We start from the raw sequence: 23,482 nt of genomic DNA, 5'->3' as shown, positions 1-23,482 counted from the left end.
GAATGTAGCGCACCATCGGTTCGTGTCGCGCGAGGGCTACACGCCGGCGGACACCGCGAAGTAGTGCCCCCATTGTCGGCTCACGAACTCGCTCAGCTCCCGCCTAGCGTCCTCACCCGATGCCGATGAGCGCCAGGCACTGTGGCCGTCGGGCCGCACGAGCACCGCTCCGGTCTCACCCACCTCGTACAGTCCGATCAGCTCGTCCCGAGCGGCACCTGCCGGTAGTTCCGCAGAGATCAAGGTGACGCCGGGTCCGACCTTGTCGAGCTCGGACACCACGCCTGCCCACCTGTCGCCATCGAAAGTGAACAGCGACAGCGTGTTCGGGTCGAGTGTCTCGTGCACCGCCACCTGCGCACCACCCACCGAGACCATCGCGTGGGGGAGTCTTGCCCCCGGGTAGGTCGTGGGCAGGTAATCCACCACGTCTTCGGCTGGCTTTGCCGACGGGTCCCGTGCGATCAACGGACTGGCGTAGAGGTAACCGAACTGCAAGCCGATCGACACGAAATGCTCGACCTGAAGCGGGATGGCGTTGGCGATCTCGCGACGAAGCTGGGCGGACCCGGGTGCGTCGGGATCGACTTTGTGCGATCGCGCCATCTGCTTCCGGGTGGCAGCGGCAGCCAGTGGCGCGATCAGCTTTCCCGGAACCTTGTTCAGCGGCGGCCGACCCACCACCTGAGTCGCTTTCGCCAACATCTTGTTGGTGATGCCCACCCTCTTCCCGATGTCGTCCATCCGGAAGTGGTTCGCCACACTCTGCTCGGCGAACTTCTCCACCACCGGACGACGCTCGGTCTCGTAGGTGTCCAACAGAGACGGGGACGCGGTGCCGGACAGAACGGCGTCGAGCTTCCAGGCCAGATTGTGGGCATCCTGAACACCCGAGTTCAGCCCGAAACCACCGGTGTGCGGAAACCGGTGCGCCGCATCGCCGAGCAGGAGCAGACGGCCACGACGGAACGCATCGGCGGTCTGCGATGTCATCACCCAGGTCCCGGTCGACTCCAGATCGAAGTCGTGTTCTCCCAACACCTTCGGCAGCGTGCGTGACCAGTACGCTCGACTGTCCTTGGCGATCTCCTGGTCGGGGTGCAGGTACGCCGTCATCAGAATGTATCGATGGTCGGCATGCGCGATCATCACTCCGCACAGGTCCGGCGTGTAGATCCAACTGAGCAGCGGCCGAGCATCATCGGGGAAGAGTGTCGTCGAGGTGAAGAAGGCACTGCCCATGTTCGCCAGGACAGGTCCGGTCAGTCCGACCCCGGTACCGTCTCGCGTCGCGCTGTTCGCACCATCGCATGCCAGCACGTACTCGGCCTCGATCTCGGCCACTCCGCTTGCGCAACGCCCACGCACACGTGCACCGGACGAGTCGGTGTCGACGGACTCGACAGCGCATCCGCGGCGAAACTCGATCAGCGGTTCGGCGTCGAGCGCATCCCACAGTGCCGGCATCAACAGATGCTGACCTATGTGCGAGACCAGGAACGGACTCTGACTCTCGACGATTGCCTTGCGCTCGGGGTCAGAGAGCAGGTCGATCGAACCGATGGCCTCGTCCGCGAGATTCCCGAACCAGCTGATGAGATTGACGGTCTCGTGCGGCGGCGACATCGCAGCGATCGAGCGCGCCAACTCGGAGCTGTATTCGTTCCAGATCTCGAGAGTGCGGGCGTTGATCACGTGCGCGGCGGGATGAAACAGCGGCGCGTTGCGGCGCTCGAGCACGACACTGCGAATCCCTCTGCGTGCCAACAGCAACGCGGCGGTACAACCGGCCGGTCCGGCTCCGACCACGGCGATCGGCACGGTCATCGGACCACCGTCTCCTGCATCCCCAGATCGATGGCTCCGTCGGCGGTCCTGATACCGGCAGTGATCACATCGTCGACCGAGAGGTAATCGGGATTCTTCGCCTGCCGGGCGAAGAAGAACTTCCACTTCAGCGCCGGCGGAATCAACTCACCGATCTTCTGCACGATCTTGGGCGGCGCGGAAATGGCGGTGCCGATCGGTGTTCCGGTGAGGAGTACGTCGCCGGCAGCCATGTTCTGGAAGCGGGCCAGCCTGGTGAGCGCCTCGGCCGGCGGAGTGATCAGGTCGTTGCCGATCGTCTGGTCCTGGCGCGTCTCGCCGTTGACCGCCAGCGTCATGTGCAGCTCGGGGATGCGGCGGAGCTCGTCGTTGTCCAACAGCACCAACCGAGGACCCAACGGGGTGAACGTGGGATACGACTTGCTCTCGTACACCTGAACTTTCGTCAACTGGATCTCCCGCGCGGACACATCGTTCGCCACGATCACCCCGGCTACGTAATCCGAGAGGTTCTCGTCGGTGACCGTCGTACCGATGGGAATCTCGGCACCGACGACGATCCCCAGTTCGATCTCGTAGTCCAACAGCGCCACCTCGGGTGGCTGGCGGATCGGATCGAACGGACCACTGACCGACGCCGAGGACTTACGAAAGAACGTCGGCTGTAACGTGTTCGGATCGGAACCCGCATCGATCGCGTGGGACCGATAATTGAGCAGCTGCGCCACCACCCGGCACGGTGTGGTGACCGGAGATACGAGCTCCAGCTCGTCGACACTCGCCCCTGCACCCGACGCACCGGTGATGGCGTCGCGGTCGGCAAGAAGTTCGCGGGTGGTCTCGGCCGTCGTCTCGATTCGGATTGCACGGTCGCCGTCGAGGCGCCACCAACCGTCGATGGTCCGGACTACGTTGACTGACATGTGAGTCTCTGTCCCCCTGGTTCGATCGAAATCGGCGCGTTCACAATGTTTTCGGTGTGATGGTCTTCTTGTTCGCGACCACCGGATGGCCCGGCCGAGTTCCGGCCTCGCGTCGGCGAAGCTCCTCGTGCGGCACGCCGTTGCGCAGCTGGCTGAGCAGGTAATCGGGGTCGATGTTGACGCCGATCGGGTTCTGGGCGAACTCCTCGGTGAAGAAGAACGCCGCGGTGTTCTCGGCGTCGAAGTTCTCGACCTGGAACTCGAGGCGCACCCCGTCGGGATCCTCGTAGTAGAGCGAGATCGTCGGTCCGTGATTGATCGACCAGACGGGGAGGATGCCCAACCGCTTGAGCCGCACGTAGTTCTCCAGCAACCGCTCGAGCGAAACGAACGTCAGTGCGATGTGATCGATCCCGTATGCCTTGCGCTTGAACTTGGAGAACGGGAAAAGGAACCTGACCGGCTTCGGAACGGCGATGATCGCCAGTCGATGCGACTCGTCGTCCCAGGTCAAGAACGTGATTCCCTCGTCCTGGTAGACGATCTCGGCACCGAACACCGCTCCGTACCAGCGCACCATCTCCTTGGTGCGAGCCGACTTGACCACCCAGTGGGCGATGAGATCGGGAGCAACCCTCGGCGCTCTCCGACTCCCTGCATCCTGCGTCGCACTCATCGAACGAGCCTCTCCTCGGGTCACCTGTTGTGACCTACGCTACGACCACTTTGACTGACAATCAAGAAATTGATCGAGCGTCAGGAGAGATCGCGCCGGGTGGGCTAATGTCGGATCGGTGTCGAACAACTCGCCCACCGGTGCCGAGCGGTCTCGCCGTGCCCGCCCCCGACTGGATCGTCGGCAGGCCTTGATCGACGCCGCCATCGAGCTGCTGGCCGAGGGCAACAGCGCCGACATCAGCGCGGCCGCGATCTCCCGTCGAGCGGGCGTCGCACACGGACTGCTGTTCTACTACTTCACCGACAAACAAGGCCTGGTCGCGGCCGCCCTCGCCGACGTGCTGTCGAAGCTGGCCGAGTTTCAGGAGCCCGCCGCCGACGAGACATCCGTGCGCGCACGCATGGAAGGTTTCGTGCGACGCCACATCGAATTTCTCGAGCGCCACCGTGCCCTCTACGTCCGAGTGGTCCGGGAAGGTGAATTGGGCGATTCCGTCGTCGAACATGCCGTCCGAGAGGCACGGGCCGAGGGCGCACGTCAGGTCGCAGCCCTGGCCGAGCTGCCCGATCCACTGTCCCCGCTCCAAGCGGCGGCGATCTCGGGATGGACCGGCTTTCTCGACCGCACAGCAGACGCCTACTTCGACACTCCAGGGCTCGAACTCGATGCGATCGTAGCGCTGGTGGTCGACGCCTTCGAAGCGGTCGTCGACGCATCGAAGTAGACCCACCGGCGTCTCGGAAGAGGTCAGAACGACCATATTTGCCCACGCTCCTGCACCGGATATTGAGCAATATGCACCCTGCGGGACTCAGCACTTGCGCAACAACGCAGGCTGCTGGTGCACTGTCTCCCATCGCAGCTCAGTTGCATCCTCTCGGCGATTCGAAACCCGAACGCCCGCCCGGACCGCAGAACCGCACTCGGTTCTCCCTCGTCCGCTCTACTTTCTTCGTGCCCCCGGCACATTCGACGTCGATTCAGGAGCACCTGTCATGACCAGCATCAGTCCCGCCGATCACCGCTCACCCACCGGTGATCACCACGATCTGCACGAGCTCGCCCAGCGGGTGCTGTGGCTGTCGACGTCGATGATTCACCATGCCAATCGAATTCGGCCCAACCCGACCGGACTCAAGGTCGGCGGCCACCAAGCCTCCTGCGCGTCGATGGTCTCGATCATGACCTCGCTGTGGTTCGAGCAGCTGCAGCCAGGCGACCGTGTGTCGGTCAAGCCTCATGCCTCGCCGGTGCTGCACGCGATCAACTACCTGCTGGGTGAGCTGGACCAGAAGTACCTGACGACACTGCGCGCATACGGCGGTCTGCAGTCCTACCCCTCGCGGGCCAAGGACCCGGACACCGTCGACTACTCCACCGGATCGGTCGGCATCGGTGCCACGGCACCGATCTGGGGAGCGATGTCCCGACGCTTCGTCGAGGACCGGTTCGGTCCGGAGGAATCCACACCGAAGACGCCCGGATTCAGCGGACGGCAGTACTCGTTGGTCGGCGATGCGGAACTCGACGAAGGCGCGGTCTGGGAGGCGATCATCGACCCGGGCATCGCCGAGCTCGGCGAGATCGTCTGGATCGTCGACCTCAATCGTCAGTCGTTGGACCGAGTGGTCCCCAACATCGCCGCCCGTCGCCTCGAGAAGATGTTCGACGCCGCCGGCTGGCAGGTCATCACCGTCAAGTTCGGCCGGTTGCTCGAGGACCTGTTCGCCAAGCCGGGGGGCGACGCACTCCGTACGCGCATTCTGGACATGCCGAATCCGGAATACCAACGTCTGCTGCGCTGCACCGCCGAGGAGGTGCGCACCAGGCTTCCCGGATCGGGTCCCGACGCCACCGCCATTGCCGACCTGATCGCCGATCTCGACGACACACTACTGACCGAGTCCATTCGCAATCTGGGCGGACACGATCTGGATGCGTTGCGCGAGGCCTACTCTCGCATCGACGACACCCGACCCACCGTGATCATCGCGTACACGGTCAAGGGATTCGGCCTGCCGACCCAGGGACATCCGCAGAACCACTCCTCACTGCTGACCGTCGAGGAGTACGCAGAACTCGCACGTACCCTCGGCACCGATCCCGAACAGCCCTGGGGACGCTTCGATTCCGACAGCGGACCCGGCCGGCTGTGTGCTGCCACCGCCGAACGGCTACGCCGCGAACCGATTCCCGCGTCGACGCCACCCGCCGTCCCCACCGACATCGGACGCACCCCCAAGGGCACGGCCACCACGCAGGCCGCGCTGGGACGCACCCTGATCGACCTCACCCGAGAAGCCCCCGACGCGGCTCGTCGTGTCGTCACGGTCAGTCCCGACGTCAGTTCGACCACCAACCTCGGCGGTTGGGTCAACAAGGTCGGCGTCTGGTCGTCGTCGGATCGACACGACTGGTTCGGCGACGACGCCGAGACGATCATGCACTGGCGCGAAGGGCCGTCCGGTCAGCACATGGAACTCGGTATCGCAGAGACCAACCTGGTCGGCCTGATGGGCGAGCTCGGTGCCACGTGGAGCCGGTGGGGAGAGCCGCTGTTCCCGATCGGGGTCATGTACGACCCCTTCGTCGAGCGCGCACTCGAGCCGTGGTCTTACGGCATCTACGCGGGTGGTCAATCGATTCTGGTCGGCACGCCGTCGGGAGTCACCCTGGCCGCGGAAGGTGGTGCGCACCAGTCGATCAAGACCCCGTCCATCGGACTCGAACAGCCCGGCTGCATCACCTACGAGCCCGCATTCGCCATCGACGTCGAATGGACACTGCTCGCCAGCATCGGCCGACTCGGACGCCCCGACGGCTCCTCGGCATACCTGCGTCTGTCGACGCGTCCGGTGGACCAGTCGAAGGCGGACGTCCCCAGCGATCCGGCTGCCCGGGAACGCAGGCGTCGGCAGGTCGTCGCGGGCGGCTATCCGCTGGTGCGTCGAGACGGAGCAACGGTGACCATCGCCGCCATGGGCGCGTTGATGACCGAAGCCCTGGACGCCGCAGAGCGTTTGGAGCGGATCGGCGTCATCGCCGACGTTCTGTGCATCACCAGCCCGGGCGAGCTCTACCGCGCGCTGCAGGCGCGGCAAGGACACCACGTCGGCGAATCCTGGATTCTCGATCAGCTGCTGCCCGCCGACCGAGCGACCCCGATGGTGACGGTGCTCGACGGGCATCCACACACCCTCGCGTTCCTCGCCACCGTCAACAGGGTTGCGTCGACATCGTTGGGCGTGAGCAACTTCGGACAGGTGGGCTCACTCGACGAGGTGTACAAGCACCACCGAATCGACACCGATTCCATCGTGGGCGCAGCTCTCGATGTGACCGGTCGGTGACAGGGCTCCTTCGACAGCGAACGCAGCCATGACCGCATCGTCGACGGTGCCGCTCGCCACCTCGGCGATGTCGGGACTGCTCGGAAAGGGTTACACAGCAGATCGTCTCGACTGATCAGCGAACATCTCGATCGCCCCGCTCGCACGTGCGGGGCGATCGGCGTTTCACGCGAGGTACTCCGCGAGTCCGTTCAGGGTGGCGGTGAGCTTCTTCCTGAACGTGCCCTGCAGCGCCTTGCCCACCACTCCGAACAACAACGGACTGGTCACCTCCAGCTCGAGGGTGACGGCGGAGCCGCCTCCGCGAGCGGCGCAGTTCATCGTCAGCCGAATCTTCGATCCGGTCGACCCGGCACCCACCAGGACCAATTCCTCCGGCGCACGCAGACTTTCGACCTGGAACTCGATGGTGTCGATGATGCTCGCGATCTTGATCTTCTCGACCATCGTCGACCCGACTTCGAGGTCCCTCGGGGGCGTCTCCACCCACTCCTCGTGCAGGGCATGCCACTTCTCGAAGGTGCTGACGTCGGACAGAGTTGCCCACACGTCGTTCTGCGAGGCAGGCAGTTCCTGCCTCATGGTGATGTTCAGCATCGGAGGTTCCTTCGCTCGAGGACGGTGTTTCACCACTACGCCATAGGATTGATCGGAAGTCAATATTGACCTCAAGTCAAGTACCGTTTAGTTTCGTGACACACGCCTCACAGCCACGGGGCCGAACCGGAAGACGAGCCATGACGACGACCGAAGCGCTGCCCATTGCAACCGCCACCGATGTGATCGCCAACCTTCGAGCCCTCGTGCCCGACCTGAAGGCCGGAGCCGCCGAGAACGAGAAGGCACGACGCCTCTCCGAGGACACCGTCGACGCCCTCCGCCGCGCTGGCGCATTTCGAGTCGCAGCACCGGCGAAGTTCGGCGGACTCGAAACCGACCTGCGCACCATGCTCGACGTGTCCGCGATCATCGCCGAAGGTGACGCCGGTGCCTCCTGGGTGACCACCTTGTCCAACGTGAACAACTGGGCTGCAGGCCTTTACAGTGACGCGGCTCAGGCCGAGATCTACGCCGACGGCCCCGACGCCATCATTTCCGGCGTCGTCACCCCGGGCGGCACCGCCCGGAAGGTCGAGGGCGGCTACCGACTGACGGGAACATGGCCCTACGCCTCGGCCAGCCTGCACTCGCAGTGGTTCACCGGCGGAATCATCGTCAACGACGACGACGGCGACATGCTCGACCAGGGTATGGCGCTGCTCCCGCGCACGGACTACCGCATCGACGACACCTGGTACGTGGCAGGCATGCGTGCATCCGGGAGCAACACCGTCGTCGCCGAGGACGTCTTCGTCCCCGAACACCGGATGCTGTCGATGATCCCCGCATTCAGCGGTGCCAACGTTGCCGAACGTACCGACTCCGCCTTCGCCCGTTCGGCCTTCGGGCCCATGCTCGTCATGGTTCTCGTCGGTCCACAGCTCGGAATGGGCCGCGCTGCAGTGGAACTGGTACGAAAGAAGGCCGCAGAGAAGGCCCTCGCCTACACCGTGTTCGACCGTCAGGCCGATTCGGTGGCATTCCAGATGCTGCTCGCCGAAGCAGCGCTGAAGGTCGACACCGCGCATCTGCACGCCTACCGCGCAGCAGAGGACGTCAAGCGGTGGGCCGAGGCCGCCGAGTACCCGGACCTGCTCTCCCGTGCGCGTGTTCGCGGCGACGCAGCCGTTGCACTACGGAGCATCAACGAGGCGCTGAACATGCTCGTCGACGCCACCGGTGCCGGAGCCTTCGCCGAAGTCAATGCTCTGCAGCGCATTTGGCGCGACTCCAATGTCGGTGCCCGCCATGCCGTCATGCTGCCACGAGTGTCGATCGAGACCTACGGCAAGGCGCTGCTCGGTTTCGATCTGCACGACCACATCACCCCGATCATCTGATGACGTCCTAGGCTCGTACCGAGCCCTCGGTGACAGCCGGACGGGCAGGCCAAGGCAGATAGGACTTTCGGTGCCAGATCGTTCCGCCAAACCGGTTGCCCGAGCCAACCGGGCCACCGCCCGAGCGGCCGAGACCCGGCAGCGAATCGTCGACGCAGCGGCGAGCCTGTTCGCCGAGGCCGACTACGACAAGGTCGCCGTCTCGGACATCGTCGAGTCGGCCGACGTTGCCCACGGCCTCCTGTTCCACTACTTCGGTAACAAGAGGGGCATCTACCTCGAGGCGATGCGGGCCACCGCCGCGGCCATGTCGGAGGCCTTCGCGGACATTCCCGACTCGACACCCGACATCCAGATTCGGGCTGCGCTGACCAGCCACCTGAACTATCTCAGCCGGCACCGAGGACTGGCGTTACGAATGGTGTTGGGCGGCAGAGGCGCAGACCCCGAAGCCTGGGAAGTGTTCGAGAACGCGCGAACCGCAGTGCTGGAGGCGGCGGCCACGCAACTCGGACTCGACGCGGAGAACGCAAGCGTCGGACTCGTCGGGCACAGCATCGTCGCGGCAATCGACGGCGCGACGGCCCGATGGCTCGAACAGGACGCCAGAATCGACGTCGAGCAGATGGTCGAATGGTTGGTGCACATCATCGTCGCGTGCCTGCGTACCGCACCGGTCCTGGACCCGGCCCTGAACGTCGACGACGCTGTCGAGGCGATCCTCGGACGCGGCTAGGTTACCGACCGACGCCCGCGAACCCTGGTCACCACAGTCGAACCGACGACCACGAGGGCTGCGAGAATTGCGGTGTATCCCACCGTGGAGTTGGTCAGCTCGCCGGACAGGCGACCCTGCGCCAGCCATCCCAGTCCCCACCCGATCGACAGCATCGGAGCGATCGCTCCGCGCGAGTAGCGGGCGAGCAGCAGCCCTACTGCCGCTGCAACGACGAGCACCACGATCGCCCAGACGGTTGCACCTGCACCGCCGGTGAACCCGAGGCTCACCAACCAGGCAGAGATGTTCGCGATCGTCGCGACACACACCCAACCGAGGTAGAGGCCCATCGGGCCGTCGGTGATCACTGCGTCGGCGACGCCCTCGGGCCGGAGCTGCTGCATCAGTACGAACACGCGCACGAGCGCCGCCAACAGCGCCACGATGACCAGCACGCTCAACCACACCTGGCCGAACTGGACCGCGAGAATCCAGGCCGGATTGAGCAACATCGACGCGATGATCGGTGCCCTCAGCGCGTCGTGGCGTGCAGTGCGCCCGGGCAGGAGCTGCCAGACGGCATAGACGATCAACCCCGCGTAGATCACCGACCAGATCGAGAACGCGGGCCCCGCGGGTGCCACCAGAGTCGACGTGGCACTGAGCGCTCCGTCCGCCGCTTCGGCGATGGGCGTCCCGATCCATACGCCCGACCCGAGAAAAGACACGACAACGGCCACGACCGCACTGAGAACGACGCCGATTTTCACAGTCGAGTTGGTCCCCGATCGACGTGCAGTGCAAACACAGCAGCAGCCCGGTTCTGGTAGACACGCGGTGTGCATTCCTACTCGCGTTCGATCTCTGCTGCCGTCTGCTGCCTCGCGGTGGCCGTGACCGCCGGATGCAGTTCCACGCCGGAGCCCGCTCCCACGGAATCGACGTCTGCTCCGGAACCGCAGTACGAGTTCACAGGAGTGCCCGGCACCGTTCTCGATTCCGCGGACTTCGGTGATCGATCCCCCGCCCTCGCCGCGACCGGTGCCACGCTCTACCGATTCGTCTACGAATCGACATCGGGCGTCGACAATTCCCCCACCGCGGTCTCCGGGGTGGCAGCCGTTCCGGCGGGCACGCCGCCCGAGGGCGGGTGGCCGATCATCGTCTACGGGCACGGCACCACCGGTGTGCAGGCCGATTGCGGACCGACCCTGTATCCCGATCTGCTCGGATACCAATTTGCGGTGCAGGACTTCACCGCACTCGGGTACGTCACCGTGCTACCCGATTACCAGGGCCTGGGCACCGGCGGTGGCACCCACCCGTATCTGGAGCCGCGAACCACCGGAAACAACATGATCGACGCGGCTCGCGCGGCCCGCACCGCGCTGCCCGACGTCTCCACGCGCTGGGCTGCCGTCGGCCTGTCGCAGGGTGGTCAAGCCGCCTGGGCTGCAAACGAACTCGCCGCTTCCTACGGTCAGGGCCTGGACTTGGTGGGATCGGTGTCGCTCTCGCCCCCGACAGATCTGAAGCCGCTGATTCGATCCAGTAACGACGGCACCCTGACCAGGCCGCAGAAGGAACTGTTGCCGTACCTGCTCTACGGCGCTGAGCAGGTCGACCCCTCGATCGATCCGACGGACTACAGCGGCAGTGTCGCCGAGAGCAACAACGAACTGCTGCTCACCTGCTCGGGCGGCGACACCGCAGGCAAGGAGCGAGCCGTCCAGGCGATGGCACCCGACGAGTTCGCGGCCGACTCCACCGAATCCGAGCAGAAGCTGATCGACGTGGTCGATCGCTACACACTCCCGCAGGTGCGAACGGAGGTACCGCTGTTCGTGGCGTACGGCGCGAAAGACGACGTCGTTCTGCCGCAGTGGACTGCCGACGGTGTCGAGAAGGCCTGCGCCCTGGGCGATTCGGTCGTCGCCCAGGAACAGCCCGAACAGGGCCACGACGTCAGCGACGAAGCGGCAATGCAATTCCTGGCCGCCCGGTTCGCAGGACAGACGGTACCCAGCACATGCTGACGAGCGGCTCTGCACCCGAACGAATCACCGAGTACACCCACGCTGGTCTCGTGTTCGACGTCCTCGACCAGGGACCGCTCGACGGCCCGGTCGTGTTGTTGCTGCACGGATTTCCCGAGCGTGCATCGTCGTGGTCCGCGGTGATGGAGATACTCAACGAGCACGGGATGCGCACGATCGCACCGGATCAGCGCGGATACTCCCCACGCGCCCGGCCAACGAGGCGACGAGACTATCGCGTCGGCGCACTGGTGGGCGATGTGGTCGCCCTGATCGACCTCATCGGAACGCCGGTTCACCTGGTGGGACACGATTGGGGAGCGAACATAGCCTGGGTCACCGCCGGTCGTCGTCCCGACCTGGTCTCGTCTCTGACGGCGCTCTCGGTACCCCACCCCGGCGCATTCATGACCGGCCTGCTCAGCTCGAAACAGATACTGCATTCCTGGTACTTCGCGTTCTTCCAACTGCCGGTGCTGCCCGAGAAGTGGATGACGCAACCCGGCCGCAGGGCCGAAAGATGGTACGAGAAAAGCGGAATGACCGAAGCCGATCTCGAACGCACGCAGACGGAGATCGTCGACTACGGCGCGCTGCCCTTCGCCGTCGACTGGTATCGGGGCCTACCGTTCTCGAGCCCGGGCATCGGCCGCCTGCGCATCACCGTGCCGACGTCGATGGTCTGGAGTGACGGTGACACCTTCATCGGACGCTCCACCGTCGAGAGTGCCCAACGGTACGTCGATGCGGCCTACACACTGACCGTGTTGCCCGGCGTCTCGCACTGGATTCCGACACAGGCACCCGATGCGGCTGCCGCTGCAGTGATGCGATCGAGTGCTCCCCATGGCACTTGACCGCACCACTGCCGTCGGCGTGCTCACCGAACTGGTCACGCAACGCACCGTGTCCGGCGACCCTGCGCCCCAACGCTCCTCGATGGACGCCGTCGTATCCCTTCTGAGGGCGCGGACGACCGGCGTTGCAGTCGAGGGCGATCGAGACGGCGCGCACCCGTGGCTGCTGATCACCAACGACGCCCCTCCTACGACCACGCGACTGATGTTCGCCTGCCACGTCGATACCGTTCCCGCGGGCGATCTTTCGAATTGGCAGTTCGATCCGTTCGCCGCGGACGTCGAGGGCGGAGTGATGCGAGGCCGGGGTACGTCCGATATGAAGGCAGGCCTTGTGGCCGCCACGGCCGCTGTGCTCGCCGCCTTCGAGAACGGTGTTCCTGCAGCACTGTTGCTCACGAGCGACGAAGAGATCGGCTCACTCGGAGCGCTCGCCGCCCGTCACGCCGTCGCCGAATGTTCGGTGGGTGCCGTGGTGGTGCCCGAGGCGACCGGAAACCAGGTGCATCTGGGCCACCGCGGAGCATTGTGGGTCGATGTCACCACCAAAGGCATTGCAGCACATGGCAGTACACCCCAGCGAGGCGAGAGTGCAATCATGAAGCTCGTCGACGTCCTGGCACGGGCACGCGAGGAGCTCCCGCTGTCGACGGATCCGTTCCTCGGTGCCGAGACGTTCAACGTCGGGCTGATCGACGGGGGTTCGGCCCCCAACATCGTCCCGGACACCGCACACGTCGTCGTCGATCACCGGACCGTCGGTGACGGCTCGGCACTGCTGTCGTGGTGGCGGGATCAACCCGAGGTCGACCACATCGAGGCACGGATCGACCTGCCCGGTGTGCGGACGGCCGGTGGCAACAGCTGGATCGACGAGCTACCGCATTCCGTTGCGACAGAACCGGTCACGTACTTCACCGACGCGTCCATCATCGCCGCGGCGGCTCCCGGTGCGCCGATCGTCGTGTGGGGACCGGGGACTCCGGCCCTCATGCATGCCGCCGACGAAACCGTCACGCTCGACGAGCTCGATGCGGCCATCACCGCCTACACCGCAGTGACACGCGCCTGGCCGACCGTCGACTGACGGACCACCAACTCCGCCTGCAGAGCGATGTGCGCGGTGCCCGTCTCGTCACTGTTCATCGCCTGATCCAACAGCCGAGTGGCCTCGGCAGCAATCCGTTCCTGCGGCTGCCGGACGGTCGTCAGCGGCGGATTGCTCAACGCGGAGAACGGAATGTCGTCGAACCCGGTCACCATGACATCGGTCGGAACCGACAGTCCGAGAGCCTGGCAACTCTGCAAAACACCGAGCGCGATCAGATCGTCGGCACACACCACCGCGTCGGGACGAGAGGCCGCTTCGAGTATGGGCCGAGACGACTCACGGCCCCAGTCGATCGAGTAGTCGCCCAACAGCGTCCACTCCTCTCGCGTCTCGATACCCGCTCGCTCCGCGTGGCGAAAGAAGCCGGCTCGACGTAGCTCGGTCGACGAATTGGTCAGTTCGGAACTGATGAATGCCGCGCTCCGAACACCGAGACCGGCCAGGTGGTCCATCACCAGCGCCTGTGCGGCATCGTCGTCGACCCCGACCCAGTCGGTGTGGGTGTCGAGCGCGAACCGGTCGAGTTGAACGACAGGGATCGCGCGAGCCGTGGTGCGCACGGCCTCTGCGGACCGCTCGCCATGGCACGGGCTGATGATGATGCCGTCGACCTGACGCGAGACCAAGCTGCGCAGCCTCTGCGCTTCGACGTCCGGGTCGGATCGGGAGTCGCACAGAAACAACTGCAAGCCGCGCTGTGACAGCACATGCTCGACGTTGACCACCAGCGAGGTGAAGAAGGGATTGGCAATACTCGGCACCACCATGCCGACGGTGTCCGTTCTGTTGCGGCGCAGGGAACTGGCGATGATGTTGCCCGAATATCCCAGATCCTCGGCCGCCCGTCGGATGGTGGCAGCAACGTCTTCCGAGACCGGACGTGAACCCGAGAGCGCTCGAGACACCGTGGCTGTCGAGACGCCTGCGCGCTCGGCAACGTCGCGAATGGTTGCTTTACGCATCCAACTCCTACTCTCACGTGTGGACCCGAGGCTATCGAACCGCGCGGTCGCTTGCGTTGCTGTTTACACAGTAGAGGCAATCGTTTACATAAACGACTCCGAAATTCCTTGACACGAACGGGTACCGATCCCTTACGGTGCATACATGCGAGGTAATCGATTACATCCTCTCGCCCGACGATCACCCGAGGAGTTCCCTACGTGAGTACGTCCCTGTCGGACCAGCACCCAGAGCAGTCGCTGGGAGTCTTTCCGACCAAGCCGTCGGCCCTGGCCGCGATGTTCACCTCGGCACCAGCACTCATCGGTGCCATCCACCTGCCCGCCCTCCCCGGCAGCCCGCACTACAAGGGCCGGCCCGTCTCGGAGATCTCCGAGTTCGCCCTGGCCGAGGCGCACGCATACATCGACAATGGTTTCGACGGAGTCATCGTCGAGAACCATTGGGACATACCCTTTCTCAAGCCGGGTGAACACGGATACGAAACCGCGGCCAGCATGGGCGTCGTCACCGCCGCCGTCGTCGGCGACTTCGGCGACCGCGTCGGCGTGAGCATCCTGTCCAATGCCGGCGAATGCGGCGTGGCCGCAGCGTGGGCAGCGGGCGCGAGCTTCGTCCGCGTCAACCAATGGGCCAACGCGTACATAGCCAACGAAGGATTCATCGAAGGCCAGGCCGCCAAGACCACCCGCTTCCGCCACCGCATCGGTGCCGACCCGGTCAAGATCTTCGCGGACGTGCACGTCAAGCACGGCGCGCATGCCATCGTCGCAGACCGCACGATCGCCGAACAGACCGAGGACGCCGAGTTCTTCGACGCCGACGTCCTCATCGCCACCGGCTCCCGCACCGGAGACGCCGCCTCCGTGGACGAGGTCTCGGTGATCAAGAACAACACGATGCTTCCTGTGATCATCGGCTCCGGAATCACCGCGGCCAACGTGGGCGAGCTGATGAAGGAATGCGACGGGGCCATCATCGCGTCGTCGGTGAAGGAGAACGCCCGCTGGTGGGGACGCGTCGCAGGCGAGAAGGTTCGCGCCGTCGCCCGCGCAGCTGGGAAATAGCCGATGATCGTCTTCTTCGGCTACGCCAACAACGATGTGACGGTGCATGTTCCGCATGTCCCGGTGCTGGGAGAGAGGGTGCAGGCAACGGCGATCGACACGATCGACGGCGGCATGAACGCCAACGCCGCGGTCTCCGCAGCCCGTATGGGTGCCCGCGTGGCCTTCGCCGGCGCAGTGGGCCCCGACGCCAGGTCCACCGAGTTTCTCGCCGGACTCGAGCACGACGGAGTAGACACCAGCTGGGCCCCGCGTGACGCTTTCCTCTCCACCGCAGTCGTTCTCATCGCCGAGGGCGGTGATCGATCGATCATCAGCCAGGACGACGCCAACGACGCACAACGGCTGGCAGCAGTCCTCGAGGCCCTCTCCTACGACGGCGGCCGACTGTTCGTCGACGGCTACCGAGCAGAGATGCTCCCCGCCGAACTGCCCGACAACGTCAGCCTCGCCATCGATCTCGACGGCTGCGACGATCTCGACGCCGCACTCCATGCGTTCGCCCTCGCCGATCACGTCATCGTCGGACGCAGCCTGTGGCAGAACAGCTTCGGCATAGATGCCGAACGGTGGTCGACGATGACCGCCGAGCACGACACTCACCTCGTCGTCACCGACGGCGAGCACGGGTGGACCCTGGTGACACCCTCGGGTGAGACGATCACCGAACCCGCAGTACAGGTCGACGTCGTCGACGCCGTCGGAGCCGGAGACTGCTTCTGCGGCACCTACATCGCCTTCGTCGACGCAGGCGAACCCCCGGCTCATGCAGCACGCCTCGCCGGGGCGTCCGCTGCTCTCGCATGCGCCACGGCCGGACCACGCGGCTGCCCCAGCATCACCGAACTCAACGAATTCACTGCCACCCTGGCCACTGTCGATCTTCAGGAGACCCGATGATCAAACGCGCACTCCCCCTCGTCCTCGGCACAGCACTTGCCCTCGGTCTCACCGCATGCGACTCCGCCGCCCCCAGCGACACCGCGGGCGGCACCGACGCCTCCGCATCGTCCATTCCGGATCCGTCCCGCGTCGCCGACACCTGCGACGGCAAGAACGGCACCCTCAAGGTCGGCCTGGTGACCATCAATCTGCAAGCTCTGTTCTTCAACCAGATCAACAACGCCGCCCAGAAGGTCGCCGACGAAGCCGGTGTCGACCTCCAGATCATCAGCGGCAACGACGATTCGGTCACCCAGGCCAACGCATTCGACAACCTCATCGCTTCCGGCGTGGACGCCATCATCGTCGACGCCATCGACACCGACGGCATCAAGCCATCCGTGTCCAAGGCCGCCGCAGCAGGTATCCCGGTGGTGGCCGTCGACGCCACCGTCGACGACCCGGGCATCTCGACCCAGGTGGGAACAGCGAACGCCGAGGGCGGCGCTCAGATCGGTGACACACTCGCCGAGCTGGCGAACGACACCGGCACCGTCGGTATCGTCGGCGCACTCAACAGCACGATCCAGCTCGAACGTCAGAAGGGCTTCACCGACACGGTCTCCGCCGCTGGCATGACCGTCGGCACGGTCGTCGACGGTCGCAACATTCAGGAGAACGCGCAGACCGCCGCAGAGAACCTGCTCACCGGCAACCCGGACATGGAATACGTCTACGCCACCGGCGAACCCGCACTCATCGGGTTGGTCGCGGCAGTGAACAGCCAGAGTGCACAGGACCGGATCAAGGCCGTCGGATGGGACCTGTCGGATCAGGCTGTCTCCGCCCTCCAGGCGGGCTGGCTCGAGGGCGTCGTGCAGCAGAACACCTTCGAATTCGGCTACGAGGCAATGAACGCCGCGATCGATCTCGGTTGCGGTCGCACCGCACCCGCGGACATCCCGGTCCCGACGCAGATCGTCACCCCCGCCAACGTGGGCGACTACATGTACTACCTGGAGAAGTAGCCTTATGGCACACCATGATCCGACAACACCGTTGATCGAACTGTCGGGAATCACCAAATCGTACGGCCCGGTGAAATCGTTGCAGGGAGTCGACCTCCGGCTCTCACGCGGCGAAGTACTCGGAGTCGTCGGAGACAACGGCGCCGGCAAGTCGACGCTCATGAAAATCCTTGCCGGCGCCGTTCAACACGACGGTGGTGAGATGCGAGTCAACGGGGAACCGGTGCGCTTCTCGACACCGCTCGATGCGCAGCAGCAGAAGATCGGCATCGTCTATCAGGATCTGGCGCTGTGCGACACCCTCGATGTCGCGAGCAACCTGTTCCTCGGCCGTGAACCCCGCAAGGGACCGTTTCTGGACCGGCACGGCATGCACGAACGCGCCGCGAAGATCCTCGCGGACCTGCACGTCAAAGTGAAGTCGACGTACCAGGAGATCGGCCAACTCTCGGGCGGGCAGCGGCAGACCGTCGCCATCGCCAGGGCCGTCTCGTTCCGGCCCGACGTGTTGATCCTCGACGAGCCAACGGCCGCACTGGCCGTCGCCGAGGTGGAATCGGTCCTGAAACTCATCACGGACGTTGCGGCCCAGGGCGTCGGCGTCATCCTCGTGACGCACCGCCTGCAGGATCTGTTCCGAGTCTGCGACCGCATCACCGTCATGTACGAGGGACAGAGCGTCGACGACGTTCCGATCGGCGAGCTGAACATCGAATCGCTCGTCGGACTGATCACTCGCACTCCGGTTCCCCAGCGCTCACCGTCCTCGCCGGAAGGCCGCCCATGATCACTCTCGACAAGAACGCACAGCCCAGCGTCTCGAAACTCGCTGCGCGACCGACATTGTGGCAACAGACCAACAAGCCGACACTGGCCATGCTGGCCGTCACCGTCGCGGTGGCCCTCGTCTTCTCGGTGACCACGTCGTCGTTCCTGACGTTCACCAACATCTCCAACCTCGCCACGCAGATCGCACCGGTCCTGATCATCGCCGTCGCGATGACGTTCGTGATCACCACCGGCCAGATCGACCTCTCCGTCGGAGCGACGGTCGCATTCGTCGCCGCGATGAGCGCCGAGCTCATCCAGGCAGGCGTCGACTCCTCGGTCGTGTTCGTCGCGGCTCCACTGATGGGTGCGGCGTGGGGACTGGTCAACGGCTGGCTCGCTGCCTACCAGGGCATTCCACCGTTCATCGTCACACTCGCCACGCTCTCGATCATCCGCGGCATCGCGCTGTACCGCACCGAGGGCTTCTCGGTTCCCATCACCCCGGGCACCGCGTTCGCCAAGCTCGGCACGGCGTCGTGGCTCGGGTTCTCGGCGAGCGCCTGGATCGCCCTCGCCGTGGTCGTCATCGGCGCGGTTGCGCTGGGTCGCACCCGCTTCGGCCGCTACGTCACCGGAATCGGGTCCAACGTCGAATCCGTCCGACGCTCCGGCGTCAACACCCGTCGCGTGTTGATGATGACGCTGGTGTTCACCGGTCTTGCCGCCGGCATTGCAGGCCTGCTCATCGCCGCACGACTGGGATCGGGTTCCGCCAACTCCGCCAACGGTTTCGAGCTGACCGTCATCACCGCGGTGGTGCTCGGCGGAACCAACCTGTTCGGTGGACGAGGAACCGTGGTCGGTACCGTGATCGGTGCGGTCCTCACCGGCATCATCGCCAACGGCCTGACGCTGCTGGGCGTGAGCCCCTTCCTCACGCCCATCATCACCGGAATCGTTCTGCTCGTCGCCATCTGGATCAACATGCGTGGGCACTCGTTGGCGTCACTGTTCAAGCACCTGCAGAGCGCACCGGGCAAACAGTGATCGTCCGGACGGTGACCGGTCCGGTCGACTCGAGCGAGCTGGGGTTGGTGTTACCGCACGAGCACCTGCACAACGACGCCTCGGTGGCGTACTCGGAATCGCCCGATCCCGCTGTGGCGCAGGTTCTCTCCGGACCGATCTCGGCCTCGGACGCCTGGTTGTTGCACGACAATCCGTATCACAGCGCCGACAATTGCCGGATCGACGACGCGGCGGCCGTGTTGGCGGACCTGAAAACCTTTGCCGACCACGGCGGGACGACCATCGTCGATCTGACACCACCGGGCATCGGTCGTCGACCCGAGATCCTGGAACGGTACTCCAGAGACTCGGGGGTCCGGGTCGTCATGGGCTCGGGCTGGTACCTCGAGGCCACGCACCCGGACGAGGTCGCCTCGCTGAGCGTCGACCAACTCGCGTCGGGACTCGTTGCCGAGTTCTCCTCGAACGACGGGCCTCGCCCCGGGGTCATCGGGGAGATCGGAGTCTCGCCGTCGTTCACCGCCGCCGAGAAGAAGGCGTTACGCGCCGCATGCGTCGCGCAACGAGAAGTCGCTGTACCACTGTTCGTTCACCTTCCGGGGTGGCAGCGGCGTGGGCACGAAGTGCTCGACATCGTCGTCGAGGAGATGGGTGTCGACCCGAGTGCTGTGGTGCTCTGCCACATGGACCCGTCGGGCAACGATCCCGACTACCAATGCGCTCTGGGTGATCGCGGGGTGTATCTGGAATTCGACATGATCGGCATGCCCTTCGAGTTCCCGGGTGAGGGTCAGTCTCCATCGCCCGCCGACACCGCCTTCGCGGTCGCCGGTCTCATCGGCGGCGGATACCGACGGCAATTGCTCCTCAGTCACGACCTGTTTCTCAAGTCGATGCTCCGCGCATTCGGTGGCAACGGTTTGGCCTACGTACCAGTCTCTTTCGCAGCACGACTCGTGCGAAGCGGAATCGATCCCCAGCACGTGTCCTCGCTCATGCGAGACAACCCGAGGTCGCTCTTCGAGAGCGCCGGAAAAGGATAGAGAACCACCATGGGTAAGAAAGTTCTGATCGCCGGTGAAAGCTGGATGACAACCTCGACGCACGTCAAGGGCGTCGACGAATTCACCGTGCACTCCTACGTGGAAGGTGTCGGACCACTCAAGGACGCCCTGGCTTCCCGCGGACACGACGTGGTGCACATGCCGGCGCATCTGGTGCCGACCCAATTTCCCGGTAACGCCGAGGCTCTGTCCGCCTACGACGTCATCGTCCTCTCGGACATCGGCGCCAACTCGATTCAGCTCGCACCCAGCGTCTTCGATCGTTTTCAGGCAGGCGAGGACCGCCTGGTCGAGCTCCGGAACTGGGTGCACGACGGCGGTGCGCTGCTGATGATCGGCGGATACCTTTCGTTCTCCGGGTTCCAGGCCCGCGCTGCGTTCCGGCAGACAGCACTCGCAGACGCTCTGCCGGTGACGATGCTCGCCGAAGACGATCGCGTGGAGACCCCAGGTGGCATGGTCCCCGTGGTCGTCGACGACAAGCACCCCACCGTGAGCGCCAGTGGGATCGAGTGGCCTGCACTCCTGGGCTACAACCGAGTGATCGCCAAGGACGGAGTTGCCGTCCCCGCCACCATCAACGGAGATCCGCTCGTCGCTGCGGGCACCTACGGCAAGGGCCGCTCGGCGGTCTTCACCTCGGACTGCTCACCGCACTGGGCACCGCCGGAGTTCTGCGAGCAGTGGCTCGGCTACACCGATCTGTTCGACGGCCTGATCACCTGGTTGTCCGCGGAATGAGTCGCTCCGCCGAACTGATTGCGCGGCAACAACGCAACCTCGTTGCAGCGCAGCGCGTCCCCTTCATCGTCGAATCGATCGACGGCACACTACGCGACGACCACTTCCGGCGTTACCTGGTGATCGAGGAGGCGTTCGTACTCACCGCGGTGCGCATCCTGGGACTCGTCGTCGCAGAGTCCGAGTCCTTGGACGACGCAACCGATCATGTGGTGTCACTGTCGAATCTCGTCGGTGAGCAGCGGGAGTACTTCGCCGGGCTACGTGAGCAGTTTCCGTACGACGGCGATACCGACGAGTTGATCGAGAGATCGTCCGTACTGTCCGACTACGCACTGGGACTTGCCCGTCGAGACGGCAGGGCCGCAGCACTCGTGGCGATGTTCGCCGCAGAGACCCTGTACCTGTCCTGGTGCCGCGCAGCACTCCATATGTCGGCCGATCGCGAACCGGCGCTGCAGGAATGGATAGAAATGCATACCCGACCTGCTTTCGTGGCGCAGGTCGACGCGTTGGCCCGAGAGGTCGACGCCATGAACGCTGTGGACGATGCAAGGCTGGACGAGTGGTTCGCAGGAATGTTGGCCGTCGAGAACGAATTCCACAACGCGGCGATGGACTAGTGCCTGCGGCAGTGGTGTGACAAGGCCTGCGGGTCGTTCCGCAGGCTCCACTCCCATGTGCCGCCTGGGGCACTCAACCACACCACTGCCGCAGGCACTTACAGGCGTTCGACGATGGTGGCGTTCGACAGGCCGCCCGCCTCGCACATCACCTGCAGCCCGAAGCGTTGCTCACGTTCGGCGAGGGCGTGGACCATGGTTGTCATGATGCGCGCACCGCTGCCGCCGAGGGGGTGACCGATGGCGATGGCTCCGCCGTTGACGTTCACCTTGCTCGGATCGGCGCCGGTCTCCTTGGCCCATGCGAGCACCACGGAGGCGAATGCCTCGTTGACCTCGAACAGGTCGATGTCGCTCATCGTCAACCCCGCCTTGGCGAGCACCTTCTGCGTGGCCGGGATGACGGCGGTGAGCATCATCAGCGGATCGTCACCGACCACGGCGAAGCTGTGCAGCCTGGCCATCGGCGTGAGGCCGAGCTCCTTCGCCTTCTCGCTGGTGGTGATCATGACCGCGGCGCTACCGTCGTTGATCTGGCTTGCGTTGCCCGCGGTGATGTTCCATTGGATTTCGGGGAACCGCTGCGCCATGGCGTCGCTGTAGTACGCCGGACGCAGCCCTGCCAGGGCCTCCAGCGTCGACCCGGTGCGGACCCCCTCGTCACGGTCGAGCCCGCGGATGGCGCTGATCTCCCTCTTGAAGCGTCCCTCTTCGGTTGCCGCCGCGGCCTTCGCGTGACTGGACAATGCGAATTCGTCCATTTCGGTCCGGCTGATACCCCACCTGGCCGCGATCAGTTCGGCACTGATGCCCTGCGGCACGAGACCGTCCGGATACCTCTCGGCGAAACCGACACCTGCCGGGTCCTCGGTACCGATCATGTTCGAGCCCATCGGGATTCGACTCATGGACTCCGACCCGGCCGCAATCGCCAGATCGTAGGCACCGGAGATGACGCCCTGAGCGGCGAAGTGAATCGCCTGCTGGCTGCTTCCGCACTGACGGTCCACCGTGGTCGCAGGCACGGATTCGGGATAGCCCGCCGCCAATGCAGCACGTCGAGTCATGTTCGACGCCTGATCCCCCACTGCGGTGACGACACCACCGATGACGTCGTCGATCTGGCTCGGGTCGATTCCACTGCGCTGCACAACTTCCCGAAGACTGTGCGCCATCAGGTCCACTGGATGTTCGGGATGCAGAGTGCCGTTTGCCTTGCCCCGCCCGACCGGGGTTCTGACTGCCTCGACGATGACTGCGTCTCTCATGACGGCTCCTTGTCCGATCGACCCGTTCCTGTCGGATCGCTGGCACCACGGTACGAGCTGGCTATAGTTTTGTAAAGTCAGTAGTATCGTGACATGCCCCTCCACATGGACGGCCCACTGTCCGACCTCGACTCCTGGACGGCCGGTGACCGCTGCTCCATTGCGCGCGCCTTGTCCGTGGTCGGAACCCGATCCGCCATGCTGATCCTGCGCGAGGCCTTCTACGGCACGACGCGATTCGACGACTTCAGCCGACGCGTCGGCATCACCGACGCCAGCAGCGCCGCCCGACTCAAAGAACTCGTCGACGCGGGCATCTTCGTCAAACAGCCCTACCGCCCCGACAAAGGACGAAAACGCTACGAGTACATCCTGACGAAAATGGGGGAAGACCTGCTGCCCGTCGTACTCGGGCTGATGCAATGGGGCGACGAGTATCTACAGGATGATGACGGGCCCCTCGATGTGGTTGATGCACAAGGGAACCCAGTGCACGTCCGGATCACCGACAACAACGGCGCGGAAGTGCCGGTGAACGAACTGAGAGTGCGCATCGCCTAGCTTCCGGTGTTCGACTCGGAGAGACGCACGCACAGCGGGCACGA

The 23,482-nt window shown here is 64.8% G+C and carries 23 protein-coding genes; 16 read left to right on the top strand and 7 right to left on the bottom strand.

What is annotated here, in order from left to right:
• Positions 1-36: 36 nt before the first annotated feature.
• Genes CH276_RS04270 through CH276_RS04260 form a run of 3 tightly spaced genes read right to left on the bottom strand, consistent with a single transcriptional unit; the run spans position 37 to position 3,426 of the window.
• A complete protein-coding gene (locus CH276_RS04270; protein ID WP_094630498.1) occupies positions 37-1,827 on the bottom strand; it encodes an FAD-dependent monooxygenase in 1,791 nt (596 codons plus the stop codon).
• Entirely contained in the window at positions 1,824-2,750 is a 927-nt protein-coding gene (locus CH276_RS04265) for a fumarylacetoacetate hydrolase family protein (protein WP_094630499.1), read from the bottom strand. The genes CH276_RS04270 and CH276_RS04265 overlap by 4 nt, the downstream gene beginning before the upstream one ends.
• Before the next feature lie 40 nt (positions 2,751-2,790).
• Positions 2,791-3,426, bottom strand: coding sequence for a VOC family protein (locus CH276_RS04260; protein WP_094630500.1), 636 nt, complete (start codon positions 3,424-3,426; stop codon positions 2,791-2,793).
• 118 nt (positions 3,427-3,544) lie between these two features.
• Here CH276_RS04260 and CH276_RS04255 point away from each other — a divergent pair, with 118 nt between their 5' ends.
• Both CH276_RS04255 and CH276_RS04250 read left to right on the top strand, forming a co-directional pair.
• Positions 3,545-4,153, top strand: a complete 609-nt coding sequence (locus CH276_RS04255) for a TetR/AcrR family transcriptional regulator (RefSeq protein ID WP_032396596.1) — start codon at positions 3,545-3,547, stop codon at positions 4,151-4,153.
• Between the two features lie 271 nt (positions 4,154-4,424).
• Entirely contained in the window at positions 4,425-6,779 is a 2,355-nt protein-coding gene (locus CH276_RS04250) for a transketolase-like TK C-terminal-containing protein (RefSeq protein WP_094630501.1), read from the top strand.
• A 165-nt stretch (positions 6,780-6,944) separates the two neighbouring features.
• Here the strand turns inward: CH276_RS04250 and CH276_RS04245 are convergent, their stop codons facing one another.
• On the bottom strand, positions 6,945-7,376 hold the full coding sequence (locus tag CH276_RS04245) for a type II toxin-antitoxin system Rv0910 family toxin (RefSeq protein ID WP_094630502.1): 432 nt from the start codon (positions 7,374-7,376) through the stop codon (positions 6,945-6,947).
• 140 nt (positions 7,377-7,516) lie between these two features.
• Between CH276_RS04245 and CH276_RS04240 the strand changes: the two genes are divergently transcribed.
• Complete coding sequence (locus CH276_RS04240) at positions 7,517-8,719, top strand: oxidoreductase (RefSeq protein ID WP_094630503.1); 1,203 nt, start codon at positions 7,517-7,519, stop codon at positions 8,717-8,719.
• 70 nt (positions 8,720-8,789) lie between these two features.
• A complete protein-coding gene (locus CH276_RS04235; RefSeq protein WP_176459097.1) occupies positions 8,790-9,455 on the top strand; it encodes a TetR/AcrR family transcriptional regulator in 666 nt (221 codons plus the stop codon).
• Here CH276_RS04235 and CH276_RS04230 read toward each other — a convergent pair.
• Positions 9,452-10,207 (bottom strand): TspO/MBR family protein, encoded by a 756-nt coding sequence (locus CH276_RS04230; protein ID WP_094630505.1) that lies wholly within the window; start codon positions 10,205-10,207, stop codon positions 9,452-9,454. The genes CH276_RS04235 and CH276_RS04230 overlap by 4 nt on opposite strands.
• Before the next feature lie 69 nt (positions 10,208-10,276).
• Here CH276_RS04230 and CH276_RS04225 point away from each other — a divergent pair, with 69 nt between their 5' ends.
• From CH276_RS04225 to CH276_RS04215, 3 genes are read left to right on the top strand one after another with little or no spacing between them, the layout of a single operon-like run.
• Entirely contained in the window at positions 10,277-11,473 is a 1,197-nt protein-coding gene (locus tag CH276_RS04225) for an alpha/beta hydrolase family protein (RefSeq protein ID WP_094630506.1), read from the top strand.
• On the top strand, positions 11,467-12,330 hold the full coding sequence (locus CH276_RS04220; protein WP_094630507.1) for an alpha/beta fold hydrolase: 864 nt from the start codon (positions 11,467-11,469) through the stop codon (positions 12,328-12,330). The genes CH276_RS04225 and CH276_RS04220 overlap by 7 nt, the downstream gene beginning before the upstream one ends.
• A complete protein-coding gene (locus tag CH276_RS04215) occupies positions 12,320-13,417 on the top strand; it encodes a M20/M25/M40 family metallo-hydrolase (protein ID WP_094630508.1) in 1,098 nt (365 codons plus the stop codon). The genes CH276_RS04220 and CH276_RS04215 overlap by 11 nt, the downstream gene beginning before the upstream one ends.
• On the opposite strand, the gene CH276_RS04210 is transcribed toward CH276_RS04215, so the two are convergent.
• On the bottom strand, positions 13,378-14,403 hold the full coding sequence (locus CH276_RS04210; RefSeq protein ID WP_094630509.1) for a LacI family DNA-binding transcriptional regulator: 1,026 nt from the start codon (positions 14,401-14,403) through the stop codon (positions 13,378-13,380). The genes CH276_RS04215 and CH276_RS04210 overlap by 40 nt on opposite strands.
• A 201-nt stretch (positions 14,404-14,604) precedes the next feature.
• Between CH276_RS04210 and CH276_RS04205 the strand changes: the two genes are divergently transcribed.
• From CH276_RS04205 to CH276_RS04170, 8 genes are read left to right on the top strand one after another with little or no spacing between them, the layout of a single operon-like run.
• The gene (locus tag CH276_RS04205) at positions 14,605-15,471 is read left to right on the top strand and encodes a BtpA/SgcQ family protein (protein WP_230596918.1); all 867 of its coding nucleotides are present in this window, start codon (positions 14,605-14,607) and stop codon (positions 15,469-15,471) included.
• Between the two features lie 3 nt (positions 15,472-15,474).
• Positions 15,475-16,371, top strand: coding sequence for a carbohydrate kinase family protein (locus tag CH276_RS04200; protein ID WP_094630510.1), 897 nt, complete (start codon positions 15,475-15,477; stop codon positions 16,369-16,371).
• On the top strand, positions 16,368-17,381 hold the full coding sequence (locus CH276_RS04195) for a substrate-binding domain-containing protein (RefSeq protein ID WP_094630511.1): 1,014 nt from the start codon (positions 16,368-16,370) through the stop codon (positions 17,379-17,381). Before CH276_RS04200 ends, CH276_RS04195 begins: the two co-directional genes overlap by 4 nt.
• A 4-nt stretch (positions 17,382-17,385) precedes the next feature.
• The gene (locus CH276_RS04190; protein WP_094630512.1) at positions 17,386-18,168 is read left to right on the top strand and encodes an ATP-binding cassette domain-containing protein; all 783 of its coding nucleotides are present in this window, start codon (positions 17,386-17,388) and stop codon (positions 18,166-18,168) included.
• On the top strand, positions 18,165-19,199 hold the full coding sequence (locus tag CH276_RS04185) for an ABC transporter permease (protein WP_094630513.1): 1,035 nt from the start codon (positions 18,165-18,167) through the stop codon (positions 19,197-19,199). Before CH276_RS04190 ends, CH276_RS04185 begins: the two co-directional genes overlap by 4 nt.
• An 11-nt stretch (positions 19,200-19,210) precedes the next feature.
• Complete coding sequence (locus CH276_RS04180; protein WP_254924202.1) at positions 19,211-20,224, top strand: phosphotriesterase family protein; 1,014 nt, start codon at positions 19,211-19,213, stop codon at positions 20,222-20,224.
• A 9-nt stretch (positions 20,225-20,233) separates the two neighbouring features.
• A complete protein-coding gene (locus CH276_RS04175) occupies positions 20,234-20,986 on the top strand; it encodes a glutamine amidotransferase (protein WP_094630515.1) in 753 nt (250 codons plus the stop codon).
• Positions 20,983-21,609, top strand: a complete 627-nt coding sequence (locus tag CH276_RS04170) for a TenA family protein (RefSeq protein ID WP_094630516.1) — start codon at positions 20,983-20,985, stop codon at positions 21,607-21,609. Before CH276_RS04175 ends, CH276_RS04170 begins: the two co-directional genes overlap by 4 nt.
• A 98-nt stretch (positions 21,610-21,707) precedes the next feature.
• Here the strand turns inward: CH276_RS04170 and CH276_RS04165 are convergent, their stop codons facing one another.
• Positions 21,708-22,877, bottom strand: a complete 1,170-nt coding sequence (locus CH276_RS04165; protein ID WP_094630517.1) for a thiolase family protein — start codon at positions 22,875-22,877, stop codon at positions 21,708-21,710.
• Between the two features lie 93 nt (positions 22,878-22,970).
• Here CH276_RS04165 and CH276_RS04160 point away from each other — a divergent pair, with 93 nt between their 5' ends.
• Positions 22,971-23,438 carry a winged helix-turn-helix transcriptional regulator gene (locus tag CH276_RS04160; RefSeq protein ID WP_094630518.1) on the top strand — a complete coding sequence of 156 codons (468 nt, stop codon included), beginning with the start codon at positions 22,971-22,973 and terminating at the stop codon, positions 23,436-23,438.
• Positions 23,439-23,482: the final 44 nt, after the last annotated feature.

It is taken from the genome of Rhodococcus sp. 06-470-2, assembly GCF_002258235.1.
In the GTDB taxonomy this organism is placed as follows: Bacteria; Actinomycetota; Actinomycetes; order Mycobacteriales; family Mycobacteriaceae; genus Rhodococcoides.
The sequence above is the reverse complement of the archived record's forward strand: the minus strand, read 5'-3'. Positions and strand labels throughout refer to the sequence as shown.

Bases quoted from the DNA above. Each gene is read 5' to 3' on its own strand.
- CH276_RS04195 (WP_094630511.1), top strand. From the start codon at position 16,368: ATGATCAAACGCGCACTCCCCCTCGTCCTCGGCACAGCACTTGCCCTC.
- CH276_RS04215 (WP_094630508.1), top strand. From the start codon at position 12,320: ATGGCACTTGACCGCACCACTGCCGTCGGCGTGCTCACCGAACTGGTC.
- CH276_RS04245 (WP_094630502.1), bottom strand. From the start codon at position 7,376: ATGCTGAACATCACCATGAGGCAGGAACTGCCTGCCTCGCAGAACGAC.
- CH276_RS04270 (WP_094630498.1), bottom strand. From the start codon at position 1,827: ATGACCGTGCCGATCGCCGTGGTCGGAGCCGGACCGGCCGGTTGTACC.
- CH276_RS04220 (WP_094630507.1), top strand. From the start codon at position 11,467: ATGCTGACGAGCGGCTCTGCACCCGAACGAATCACCGAGTACACCCAC.
- CH276_RS04160 (WP_094630518.1), top strand. From the start codon at position 22,971: ATGCCCCTCCACATGGACGGCCCACTGTCCGACCTCGACTCCTGGACG.
- CH276_RS04190 (WP_094630512.1), top strand. From the start codon at position 17,386: ATGGCACACCATGATCCGACAACACCGTTGATCGAACTGTCGGGAATC.
- CH276_RS04185 (WP_094630513.1), top strand. From the start codon at position 18,165: ATGATCACTCTCGACAAGAACGCACAGCCCAGCGTCTCGAAACTCGCT.
- CH276_RS04170 (WP_094630516.1), top strand. From the start codon at position 20,983: ATGAGTCGCTCCGCCGAACTGATTGCGCGGCAACAACGCAACCTCGTT.
- CH276_RS04165 (WP_094630517.1), bottom strand. From the start codon at position 22,877: ATGAGAGACGCAGTCATCGTCGAGGCAGTCAGAACCCCGGTCGGGCGG.
- CH276_RS04250 (WP_094630501.1), top strand. From the start codon at position 4,425: ATGACCAGCATCAGTCCCGCCGATCACCGCTCACCCACCGGTGATCAC.
- CH276_RS04260 (WP_094630500.1), bottom strand. From the start codon at position 3,426: ATGAGTGCGACGCAGGATGCAGGGAGTCGGAGAGCGCCGAGGGTTGCT.
- CH276_RS04210 (WP_094630509.1), bottom strand. From the start codon at position 14,403: ATGCGTAAAGCAACCATTCGCGACGTTGCCGAGCGCGCAGGCGTCTCG.
- CH276_RS04240 (WP_094630503.1), top strand. From the start codon at position 7,517: ATGACGACGACCGAAGCGCTGCCCATTGCAACCGCCACCGATGTGATC.
- CH276_RS04200 (WP_094630510.1), top strand. From the start codon at position 15,475: ATGATCGTCTTCTTCGGCTACGCCAACAACGATGTGACGGTGCATGTT.
- CH276_RS04175 (WP_094630515.1), top strand. From the start codon at position 20,234: ATGGGTAAGAAAGTTCTGATCGCCGGTGAAAGCTGGATGACAACCTCG.
- CH276_RS04265 (WP_094630499.1), bottom strand. From the start codon at position 2,750: ATGTCAGTCAACGTAGTCCGGACCATCGACGGTTGGTGGCGCCTCGAC.